Raw genomic sequence first — 11570 nt, forward strand, 5'->3', positions numbered from 1 at the left:
TGGACCACTTCTGCTTCTCTGAATCCGCTTCCGCATGTCCCAACCTGAACTGCCCTCGCCGCCAGACGATGCGGCCGACGCCACGCCCCGCTCGCTGGCGCTTGAAGACTGGCTCACCGTACTGACCATGGCGGCGCTCGCGCTCATCACCTTCGCCAATGTGCTGGTGCGCTATTTCACCGACGCATCGTTTGCCTGGACGGAAGAATTCTCGGTCTTTCTGATGATCGTGCTGGCGCTCGTCGGCGGCTCGGCGGCGGTTGCGCGCGACCGGCACATCCGCATCGAATTTTTCTCCAGCGGCGGCAGTGCCATGCGCCAGCGGCGCCTGGCCCAGCTCGGCGCCTTGATGGTGACGGTACTGTTCACGCTGATGGCGGCGCTCAGTGTGCGCCTGGTGTGGGACGACTACCGCTACGGCGAAACCTCGCCCGGTATCGGCGTGCCGCAGTGGTGGTATTCGATCTGGTACCCGGTGCTCACCGGTTTGATCGCATGGCGCGCTTTCGGCCTGCTACTGCGCATTTCGCGCCGCCCACCCGCTCCATGACCGCCCCATGATCGCGACTTTGCTGTTTACCGCCTTCGCGGTTTTTCTGCTCGCGGGCGTGCCAGTGGGCGCCGCACTGGGCTTGGCAGGCGCGGCGGCCATTGCGCTCGCCAACGCTGATACACAGTGGTTTGGCCTGCTGGCCGTGCCACAGAACTTCTACGCCGGCCTGGGCAAGTACCCGCTGCTGGCGATTCCGATGTTCGTGCTGGTCGGGTCCATCTTCGACCGCTCCGGCGTCGCCGCACGCCTGGTGAACCTGGCCGTCGCCATCGTCGGACGCGGCCCCGGCATGCTGCCGCTGGTGGCCATTGGCGTGGCCATGTTCCTCGGCGGTATTTCGGGCTCGGGACCGGCCACGGCTGCGGCCATTGGCGGCGTGATGCTGCTGGCCATGCAGCGCGCTGGCTACCCGCCAGCGTTCTCTGCCAGCGTAGTGGCGGCAGCGGCCTCTACCGACATTCTCATTCCACCGTCTGTGGCGTTCATCGTCTACTCGGTGCTGGTGCCTGGGGCCTCGGTGCCGGCGCTGTTTGCCGCCGGCATGGTGCCGGGAATTCTGGCCGGACTGGCACTGGCCATTCCTACGGTGTGGCTGGCACGGCGCCACCGCATGGGCCAGCTTGAAGCCGCGCTACCGCGACCGCCCTTCTGGCGCAGCCTGCGCGACGCTGCCTGGGGCCTGGCAGCCCCGGTGGTGATCCTGGGCGGCATGCGCGCGGGCTGGTTCACGCCTACTGAGGCAGCAGTGGTGGCCGTGTTCTATGGCTTGTTTGTCGGCATGGCCATTCACCGCACGATTCGCGTGCGCGACCTGTTCGTCATCTTGCGCGAATCGGGCGAGCTCTCAGCGGTGATTTTGCTGGTGGTGTCGCTCGCGGCCATCTTTGCGTTCTCGCTCTCGACGCTGGGCGTGATCGACCCGATCACGAACGCCATCGTGCATTCCGGCCTGGGCGAGAACGCGGTGCTGGCGCTTCTGATCCTGATGCTTATCGTGCTGGGCATGTTTCTCGACGGCATCTCGATCTTCCTGATCTTTGTGCCGCTGATGATGCCCATCCTGCGCCACTACCACTGGGACCCGGTGTGGTTTGGCGTCATCCTCACACTCAATGTCGCCATTGGCCAGTTCACGCCGCCCATGGCGGTGAACCTGATGGTGTCGAGCCGCATCGCAGGCGTACGCATGGAAGACACCACTGGCTGGGTGCTGTGGCTGGTGGGTGCCATGTGCGTGGCGATGCTATGCGTCATCGTCTGGCCACAACTGGCGCTGTGGCTCCCCACTTACCTGGGCTATTGATTTTTACAAGGAGACTGACCCATGAAACTGCGTACTTTTCTGACCTCGGCCGTGGCCGCCGCCTCGCTGCTGGCCTTCAGCACCCCCGTTGCGCTGGCGCAAAGCCACTACAAAAGCGAGTACCGCATGTCGCTGGTGCTGGGCACGGCCTTCCCCTGGGGCAAGGGCGGCGAGTTGTGGGCCAACAAAGTACGCGAACGCACCAATGGCCGCATCAACATCAAGCTCTATCCCGGGGTCTCGCTGATCCAAGGGGACCAGACGCGCGAGTTCTCCGCCCTGCGCCAGGGCGTGATCGACATGGCCGTGGGCTCCACCATCAACTGGTCGCCGCAGGTCAAGCAGCTCAACCTGTTTTCACTGCCCTTCCTGATGCCCGACTACGCCGCCATTGACGCGCTCACGCAGGGCGAAGTCGGCAAGAGCCTGTTCACCACGCTGGACAAAGCTGGCGTGGTGCCACTCGCCTGGGGCGAGAACGGCTACCGCGAAATCTCGAATTCCAAGCACCCCATCAAGACCCCGGCCGACCTCAAGGGCATGAAGATCCGCGTCGTCGGCTCGCCACTGTTTCTCGACACCTTCACCGCCCTGGGAGCCAACCCGACGCAGATGAGCTGGTCCGATGCCCAGCCCGCCATGGCCAGCGGTGCGGTGGACGGGCAGGAAAACCCCCTCTCCATCTTCACCGCCGCCAAACTGCACAGCGTGTCGCAAAAGTACCTGACGCTGTGGGGCTACATCGCCGACCCGCTGATCTTCGTCGTCAACAAGGAAGTGTGGAACAGCTGGACGCCTGCCGACCGCGACATCGTGCGCCAGGCCGCCATTGAAGCTGGCAAGGAAGAAATCGCCATTGCGCGCAAAGGCGTAGTGGAAGCCGACAAGCCCCTGCTCAAGCAGATCGAGGGCCTGGGCGTCACGGTGACACAGCTCACGCCCGCCGAACGCGAAGCGTTTGTGAAAGCAACTCGCCCGGTCTACAACAAATGGAAAGGCCAGGTGGGCACCGATCTGGTGAACATGGCAGAGAAAGCCATTTCAGCACGCAAGCAGTAAACCCGTGCCACACCAGCCCCGCTCCGGCGGGGCTTTTTTGTGTCGGCAGAGCGCCAACTTTATGAAGAAGACACATTGGATGGTCACAATTCGACCGAGATTCGGAGCCGCCATTTCCATGCCTTTTTCACCCAGCGAAGCCCGCATGCACCCCATCGCCCTCCAAAGGGCCCATCCTGCAGATCGGTCACCTGCAAGGGCCAGTGTCCACAAGAAACAGCGGATTCATTGGTGGGCGCTCCCCCTGGCAGCAGCAGCCTTGCTGGCGGCCTGCTCCGACAAGCCTGCCTCCGACACCAAAGCCCACAGCGCCGCGGCGCAGGAACCCGCAAAGGTCGGCGTAATCACGCTGCAACCCGAGCGACAGACACTGACCAGCGCTCTGCCCGGGCGCACCGTTGCCTTCATGAGCGCCGACGTGCGCCCCCAAATCAACGGTATCGTCCAAAAACGCCTGTTTGTTGAAGGTGCGCAGGTCAAAGCGGGACAGCCGCTCTACCAGATCGACGCTGCCCCCTATCAGGCCACCGAAGCTGCTGCCCGAGCCGCAGTGGCCAAGGCAAAAGCGCAAGCGCATACCGCAGAAGTGAATGCCAAACGCAATGCGGAACTGGTGCGCATCGACGCCGTCAGCCGGCAGGCCTACGAGGAAAGCCAGGCAGCCGCCGAGCAGGCCACCGCCGACGTGGCGGTGGCACAGGCAGCGCTGGACACCGCCCGCATCAACCTGCGCAACACCCGTGTGCTGGCGCCAATTGCTGGACGCACCAGCCTCTCCAACGTCAATACCGGCGCCCTGGTCACTGCCAACCAGGCCGACGCGATGACCACGATAGCCCAGTTGGACCCGATCTATGTAGACATCACGCAGTCGAGCAGCGAGTTGCTGCAGCTCAGGCGCGACCTGGCCGATGGCCGCTTTCAGCGCGTCGGCGAAGGCGCTGTGCGCATCAGCATCGCGCTCGAAGGCGGCATTCAGTACCCGCAAACCGGGCGCCTGCAGTTTTCCGGTATCACGGTGAACCCCGGAACCGGCGCCGTAACCTTGCGCGCCGTGGTTCCCAACCCGGACGGCGTGCTTATGCCGGGCATGTACGTGCAGACGCTGCTACCCACCGGCGTCTCTAGCGATGCCCTGCTGGTGCCCCAGCAGGCTGTCACGCGGGACATTGCCGGCAAGGCCAGCGTGCTCATCGTGGGACAGGACCGCAAGGTGATGCGTCGCCCTATTGAGGTGAACCGGGCCATCGGAAGCCGCTGGCTGGTCGAGAGCGGCGTGGCGGCCGGCGACACGCTGATAGTGGACGGTTTTCAGCGCATCAAGGAAGGTGATACGGTGAACCCGCAGCCGGTGAAGGTAGCCGCCGCGCAGGCGCCAGGAGCGGCCACGGCGGCAGGCACAGGGGGCGTGCCCAAAGCGCCCGCCGACAAGGCACCTGCCGCGTCGGCCCAGCCCGCCCAGAACGCCGCAGTGCGCTGACCGGAGCGCCCGCCATGGCACCGTTTTTCATCAATCGGCCCATCTTCGCGTGGGTGCTGGCCATTGTCATCACGCTCGCCGGCGGCCTGTCGATTGTCACACTGCCGCTGGAGCAGTATCCCAACATCGCCCCACCCAGCGTGACCATCAGCGCCACCTACACCGGCGCGTCCGCCGAGACGGTGGAAAACTCGGTCACGCAGGTGATTGAGCAGCAGCTCAAGGGCATCGACAACCTGCTCTACATGGGTTCGACCAGCGACGCCTCTGGCCAGTCGCGCACCATCTTGACATTCAGCCCAGGCACCAACATCGACGTGGCGCAGGTGCAGGTGCAAAACAAGCTGCAGGCCGCCATGAACCGCCTGCCCGATGCGGTCAAAAGCCGCGGCGTGTTCGTCAACAAGGGCGGCAACGACTACCTGACCACTTACAGCTTCACTTCGCCAGACCCGAACGTGAGCCAGGTGGACGTGGGCGACTATCTGTCCACCAATCTGGTGGATGTCATCGGCCGTATCGACGGTGTGGGCGACGTACGGATATTTGGCACTGGCTATGCCATGCGCATCTGGATGAACCCTGCGCTGATGGAGAAGTTTGCGCTGATGCCGTCCGACATCATCGCGGCGTTGAACGCTCAGAACGCGCAGGTGTCGGCCGGTCAGCTCGGTGCCCTTCCCGCCATGCCCGACCAGCAGCTCAACGCCACCATCACGGCGCGCACCAAACTCAAGACGGTGGAAGAGTTCCAGAACATATTGCTGAAGGTTGCTCCAGACGGCTCGGCGGTGCTGCTCAAGGATGTGGCACGTGTAGAACTGGGCGCAGACAACCTTGCCATCACGTCGCGGTTAAATGGCAAACCCGGCGCCGGCATGGGCATTGTGCTGGCTGACGGTGCCAACGCAACAGCGGTGGCCGACGCAGTGAATGCCAAGCTGGCCGAACTGCAGCCGTTTTTCCCCAACGGCCTGACATCGTTCATCAGTTCGGACTCCACGCCTTTCGTGCGCGCGTCTATCAAGGAAGTGGTCTTCGCTCTCGGCGAAGCCATTGTGCTGGTGGTGCTGGTCATGTTCCTGTTCCTGCAGAACATCCGCGCCACGCTGATTCCCGCCATTGCCGTGCCGGTGGTGCTGCTTGGCACCATGGGCGTGTTGTCGATTGCGGGGTATTCGATCAACACGCTCACCATGTTCGCACTGGTGCTGGCCATCGGCCTGCTGGTGGACGACGCCATCGTGGTGGTGGAGAACGTCGAGCGGGTCATGTCCGAGGAAGGCTTGCCGCCCAAAGAGGCGACACGCAAATCCATGGCGGAAATCACCCCGGCGCTGGTCGGCATTGCCCTCACGCTATCGGCGGTGTTCATCCCCATGGCATTTTTTGGCGGCTCTACCGGCGTGATCTACCGGCAGTTTTCCATCACTATCGTCTCGGCCATGGCGCTGTCGGTGTTTGTGGCGCTGACCCTCACGCCAGCCCTGTGCGCCAGCCTGCTCAAGCCCGTGGTCAAGGGAACACACCACGCGCACGGCGATGCGCCGCGCCGCGGGTTGCTGGGCATCTCCGACCGGTTCTTCCTGTGGTTCAACGGCCAGTTCGACCGCAACGCCACACGCTACCAAGGTGCCGTGGGCCGGCTGCTGCACGGCAGCAAGCGGATGCTGCTGGTGTTCCTGCTGATCTGCGGCGGCACCGCACTGCTGTTCAGCAAGCTGCCGACGTCCTTCCTGCCGGTGGAAGACCAGGGGTACATGCGCATCCAGATCAGCCTGCCGCCCGGCAGCACCAATGCCCGGCTGCAAGCCGTGATGAAGCAGGTGCAGGAATACTTTTCCAAGCAACCCGATGTGGTCAGCTTCAACTCCATCACGGGCCTGAGCGGTGACCAGGCGTCGGCACGGGGCTTTCTGCGCCTCAAGGACTGGAGCCAGCGCCAACGGCCCGATCAGGCCGCCGACGCCATCGCGCGCAAGGCCACCAAAGATCTCGCGATGCTCAGAGACGCGCGAATCTTCGTGACGGCACCGCCTGCGGTACGCGGCCTCGGCTCGGACGCCGGCTTTAACTTCCAGATCAAGGATTTGAACGGCCTGGGCCACGACGCCTTGGTAGGTGCCCGCGACCAAGTGCTGGAGCAGGCCAAGGGCAGCGCGTTGATTCGCAGCCTGCGCAGCACCAATCTGGAGGACACCTCCGAGCTGGGCGTGGCGATCGACGACCGCAAGGCTGCCGCGCTGGGCCTCTCGACGGCCAACATCAACAGCGTGCTCTCCAGTGCCATAGGCGGCACCTATGTGAACGATTTTCTGAACAACGGCCGGGTCAAGCGCGTGTACGTGCAAGGCGATGCGCCCTACCGCATGCTGCCGCAGGACATCAGCCAATGGACCGTGCGCAACGACAAGGGCGAGATGGTGCCGTTCAGCGCGTTTTCTTCGACCGACTGGACCTATGGCACGCCACAACTGCAGCGCTACAACGGCAGCCCCAGCTACGAATTCATCGGTGACAGCGCACCCGGCGTGAGTTCTGGTGACGCCATGAACGCCATCGAGGCCATTCTGAAGAAGTTGCCCCCAGGTATCGGTTACGAGTGGACAGGCGCCTCCCTCCAGGAGCGCCTGTCCGGCGCGCAGGCGCCGCTGCTGTACGCCGTGTCGGTGCTGTTTGTGTTCCTCTGCCTGGCCGCTTTGTACGAAAGCTGGACGGTGCCGCTCGCGGTGATTCTGGCGGTGCCACTGGGCGTCGTCGGTGCGCTGGTCTTCACTGGGCTGCGCGGCCTCTCCAACGATGTGTACTTCCAGGTGGGGCTGCTCACCACCGTGGGGCTGGCCTCCAAAAACGCCATTCTGATCGTCGAATTTGCCACCCAGTTGCAGGAGCGCGGTCGCAGCGTCTTTGACGCCACGCTGGCAGCGGTGCGGCTGCGGCTGCGGCCCATCCTGATGACGTCCATGGCCTTTGGGTTTGGCGTGCTGCCGCTCGCCATTGGCAGCGGGGCCGGCGCGGGCGGCCGCCACGCCATTGGCACGGCCGTGCTGGGCGGCGTGGTTTTCTCCACCTCTCTCGGAATCTTTTTCGTGCCCGTCTTCTTCCTTGTCGTGCGCAGCTGGTTCGCGAGCCAGTCGCGCAGAGAAAATGCCCCAGCGGCGGCGGAGGAAGCGGTATGACCCGCATGGCAATGCGCCCTCTGCCGGCCCACGCTTTGCGCGGTCGCAACCCTTTTCTCCTGGTGATCACGGTGAGCTTGTGCTTGTCGATGGCCGGCTGCATGAATCTGGCGCCCGCCACGGCAACGCCCGCCCTGCCGGTGCCGGCAACCCTGAACGTCGCCGGGCAAGACACGCGGGACCAGGCTGCAGCGCAACCCACTGCGCACAGCCTGGAGCAGGCCGAGGCCATCGGCTGGGTGCAGGCGCCTGCGCTGCGGCAGGTGCTGGCACTCGCGCTGGCCAACAACCGCGACCTGCACCTGGCACTCACCAACATCGAAAAGGCCCGCGCGCAATACGGCGTGCAGCAGGCCGACCAGGTGCCGACACTGGCCGCCACCGTGCAGGGTACCCGCAGCCGCACGGCGCAGGACCTCACAACAGCCGGGCATGCTCAAACGACCAGCCAATTGAGCGCGCAGATCGGCTTTGCCAGCTACGAACTCGACTTCTGGGGGCGCGTGCGCAACCTGAACGAGGCGGCGCTGCAGCAGTTCCTGCAGACCACCGAGAACCAGCGCAACGTACAGATCACCCTGGTGGCCGACGTGGCCAATGCCTGGCTGACGTTTTCAGCCGACCAGGCGCGCCTGCAATTGGCGCAGGACACGCTGCAATCACGGCGCAAGGCCTACGCGATCACGCAGCGCATTTACGAGTTGGGGGCCACCTCGGGCCTCGTTCTGGCGCAAAACCAGACCACGGTGGACACCGCGCGTGGCGATGTGGCCGCCTTCTCCAGCCAGGTCGAACGCGACCGCAACGCGCTGCAACTGCTGGTGGGCGGGCCGGTGCCCGAAGTGCTGCTGCCCGCACCGCTCACCAGCGATACGCCCAGCGCGGCCGCACTGGCCGATGTAGCGGCGCCCTTGCCGTCGAGCCGGCTGCTGGCGCGCCCTGACATCCAGGCTGCCGAATACGGCCTGCGCGCCGCCAGCGCCAACATCGGCGTGGCGCGCGCGGCGCTGTTCCCGAGCATCAGCCTGACGGCCTCGGCCGGATCAGCCAGCACGGAACTGTCCAGCCTGTTCAGCGCAGGCAATGGCACCTGGAGCTTCGTACCACTGGTGCGCCTGCCGATCTTCGACGGCGGCCGCAACCGCGCCAATGTGCAGGTGGCCGAGGCCAATGAGCAACTGGCGCTCACGCAGTACGAAAAAACGGTCCAGACCGCGTTTCGTGAAACCGCCGATGCGCTCGCCGACCGCGCACGCTGGGCCGAGCGGCTTGAGGCCCAGGCGTCGCTCCTCGCAGCCACACAAAAGGCGTTTGATCTGTCCGAGGCGCGTTTCAAGGCCGGCGTGGACAACTACCTCTCGGTGCTGGACGCGCAGCGCAGCTTGTACGCCGCGCAGCAAACCCAGATCACGCTGCAGCTGGCAGAGCAGGCCAACCGCATCACGCTGTACAAGGTCCTTGGCGGCAGTTGACCGCGTTCTGATATCAAAAAGATAGCTGATAGCGCTTACTGCATAAGCGCTAGAGGCCAATTTCTCTTAAATTTCCCCTCTCACCCCAACTTGCCCCTGCGCATCGTGCGCAATCGAGCATTCAGACGTTTGCGCCATCGCCGCTCTGCTGCAGCGCCCACATGTGCGCATAACGTCCGCCCGCCGCCAACAGCGCACTGTGGCTGCCGCGCTCAACGATCTGGCCGGCGTCCATGACCAGGATTTCGTGCGCATCGACCACGGTGGAGAGGCGGTGCGCGATCACCAGCGTGGTCTTGCCGCGCGCCACGCCGCGCAGCTCGGCCTGAATGGCACGCTCGTTGGCCGAATCCAGGGCCGACGTCGCTTCGTCAAACACCAGAATAGGCGGGTTCTTGAGCAGGGTACGGGCAATCGCCACGCGCTGCTTCTCGCCACCCGAGAGCTTGAGGCCGCGCTCGCCCACCATGGTGTCGTAGCCCTTGGGCGTGCTGGCGATGAAGTCGTGGATGTGCGCGGCGCGCGCCGCCTGCTCGACCTCTTGCTGCGTGGCGCCGGGCCGGCCATAGGCGATGTTGTAGGCCACGGTGTCGTTGAACAGCACCGTGTCTTGCGGGACGATGCCGAGCGCTTCGCGCACGCTGGACTGCGTGACGCTGCGCATCTCCTGCCCCGCGATGGTGATGCGTCCCTGCTGGATGTCGTAGAAGCGAAACAACAGCCGCGCCAGTGTCGATTTGCCGGCGCCAGACGGCCCGACCACCGCCACCGTCTTGCCTGCGGGAATCTCGAAGCTCACGCCGCGCAGGATGGGGCGGTCGCTCTCGTACGCAAAGTGCACGGCTTCAAAGCGCACCGCCGGGCTGCTTGCAGAAGATAAAAGGAGCGGCTCGGCACCTGGCGCATCGGCCACCTCGCGCTCGCGGTCCATGAGCGTGAACATTTTGTCCAGGTCGGTCAGGTTCTGCTTGATTTCTCGGTAAATCACACCAAAGAAGTTCAGCGGGATGTAGAGCTGGATCATGAAGGCGTTGACCATGACCAGGTCGCCCAGTGTCATGTTCCCGGCGGCGACGCCCTGCGTCGCGCGCCAGAGCATGGCGACCAGCGTGGTGGCGATGATGGCCTGCTGCCCGGCGTTGAGCATCGAGAGCGTGCTCTGGCTTTTGAGCCGCGCGCGGCGCAGTCCCTCCAGGCTCTCGTCGTAGCGGCGCGCTTCGAAGTCTTCGTTGTTGAAGTACTTCACCGTTTCGTAGTTGAGCAGCGAATCGACCGCCTTGGTGTGCGCGGCCGAGTCGAGCAGGTTGGCTTCGCGCCGGAACTTGGTGCGCCACTCCGTCACCACGACGGTGTAACTGATGTAGAGCACCAGCGCGGCAAGGGTGATCCAGACAAACCACATATCGAAGCGGTTGCCCAGCACCGAGAGCACCAGCGCCACCTCGACCAGGGTGGAGACGATGTTGAACAGCGCAAACGACACCAGCGACTCGATGCCGTGCACCCCGCGCTCGATGTCGCGCGTCATGCCTCCGGTCTGGCGCTCCAGGTGAAAGCGCAGCGAGAGGCCGTGCAGATGGCGAAACGTCTCTAGCGCAATCGAGCGCGCCGCACCCTGCGTGGCCTTGGCAAACACCAGCTCGCGCAGTTCGGTAAACATCGAGGTCATCAGCCGCAGCGCGCCATAGCCCAGCAGCAGCGCTACGGGCACCACGAGCAGCGTGGCCGGATCGCCGGGCGGGAGCTGCATCGCATCAACCAGGCGCTTGAGCACCAGCGGCACGCCCACATTGGCAAGCTTGGCGCCCAGCATGAAGACCAGCGCAGCCAGCACGCGCCATTTGTAGCGCCACAGGTAGGGCACCAGGCGCCCAAGCGTCGCCCAGTCAGAGCGGGTGCGCGGCTGGCTACCGAGGGGGGCTGGGGGAGGGGAATCGCCGTGGTGGCGCATTGGGGGACAATTCGAAGCGTTGATTCAACCCTGATTGTTGCCCATGAGCGAACTGCCTGCACCGCCCGCGCTACCCATCCTGCCCGCCCCCGCACCGCCCTGTGAACACGAACTGGTGCTCAAGGTCATTCCCATGCCGGCAGACAGCAACGCCAACGGCGATATTTTTGGCGGCTGGGTCATGGCCCAGGTCGATCTGGCGGGCTCGGTGCTTCCCGCCCGCTACATCCGCGGCCGCATGGCCACCGTGGCAGTGAACGAGTTCATCTTCAAGCAGCCAGTGCGGGTGGGCGACATCTGCTCCTTCTTCGCCCACGTCACGCGCATCGGACGCACCTCGGTCACGGTGGAGGTCGAGGTGTATTCGGAACGCTTTGCCGGCCAGGGGCAGTATCTGAAAGTGACCGAGGCGCGCCTGACCTACGTGGCAATCGATGCGGATGGGCGGCCTCGGGCGGTAGTCTTGCCAGGGGCGCAATAGGGCCTGTTCACGCTCATGTTGCCAGATGCGTTGGGTGACATTGCGGCTTTTCGAGACTGCAATCGGACAGCGCTCAGATCACGGCCCATCCG

Annotated in this window: 8 protein-coding genes; 7 read left to right on the top strand and 1 reads right to left on the bottom strand. The window is 64.5% G+C overall.

Going from position 1 to position 11570, the window contains the following annotated elements:
* Positions 1–34: 34 nt before the first annotated feature.
* From D3F03_RS10110 to D3F03_RS10135, 6 genes are all read left to right on the top strand, one after another.
* Positions 35–550 carry a TRAP transporter small permease gene (locus D3F03_RS10110; RefSeq protein ID WP_119109226.1) on the top strand — a complete coding sequence of 172 codons (516 nt, stop codon included), beginning with the start codon at positions 35–37 and terminating at the stop codon, positions 548–550.
* 7 nt (positions 551–557) lie between these two features.
* Positions 558–1856, top strand: coding sequence for a TRAP transporter large permease (locus D3F03_RS10115; RefSeq protein WP_119109227.1), 1299 nt, complete (start codon positions 558–560; stop codon positions 1854–1856).
* A gap of 21 nt (positions 1857–1877) precedes the next feature.
* Positions 1878–2915 carry a DctP family TRAP transporter solute-binding subunit gene (locus tag D3F03_RS10120; RefSeq protein WP_119109228.1) on the top strand — a complete coding sequence of 346 codons (1038 nt, stop codon included), beginning with the start codon at positions 1878–1880 and terminating at the stop codon, positions 2913–2915.
* Positions 2916–3033: 118 nt separating this feature from the next.
* Positions 3034–4395, top strand: coding sequence for an efflux RND transporter periplasmic adaptor subunit (locus D3F03_RS10125; protein WP_245960566.1), 1362 nt, complete (start codon positions 3034–3036; stop codon positions 4393–4395).
* A 14-nt stretch (positions 4396–4409) separates the two neighbouring features.
* Complete coding sequence (locus D3F03_RS10130) at positions 4410–7574, top strand: efflux RND transporter permease subunit (protein WP_119109229.1); 3165 nt, start codon at positions 4410–4412, stop codon at positions 7572–7574.
* A gap of 5 nt (positions 7575–7579) precedes the next feature.
* Complete coding sequence (locus D3F03_RS10135) at positions 7580–9046, top strand: efflux transporter outer membrane subunit (RefSeq protein WP_425453118.1); 1467 nt, start codon at positions 7580–7582, stop codon at positions 9044–9046.
* Positions 9047–9167: 121 nt separating this feature from the next.
* Here the strand turns inward: D3F03_RS10135 and D3F03_RS10140 are convergent, their stop codons facing one another.
* A complete protein-coding gene (locus tag D3F03_RS10140) occupies positions 9168–10997 on the bottom strand; it encodes an ABCB family ABC transporter ATP-binding protein/permease (protein ID WP_119109230.1) in 1830 nt (609 codons plus the stop codon).
* Positions 10998–11040: 43 nt separating this feature from the next.
* Between D3F03_RS10140 and D3F03_RS10145 the strand changes: the two genes are divergently transcribed.
* Positions 11041–11478, top strand: coding sequence for an acyl-CoA thioesterase (locus tag D3F03_RS10145; protein WP_119109231.1), 438 nt, complete (start codon positions 11041–11043; stop codon positions 11476–11478).
* Positions 11479–11570: the final 92 nt, after the last annotated feature.

The sequence above is a fragment of the Simplicispira hankyongi genome (assembly GCF_003570885.1).
GTDB lineage: Bacteria > Pseudomonadota > Gammaproteobacteria > Burkholderiales > Burkholderiaceae_C > Simplicispira > Simplicispira hankyongi.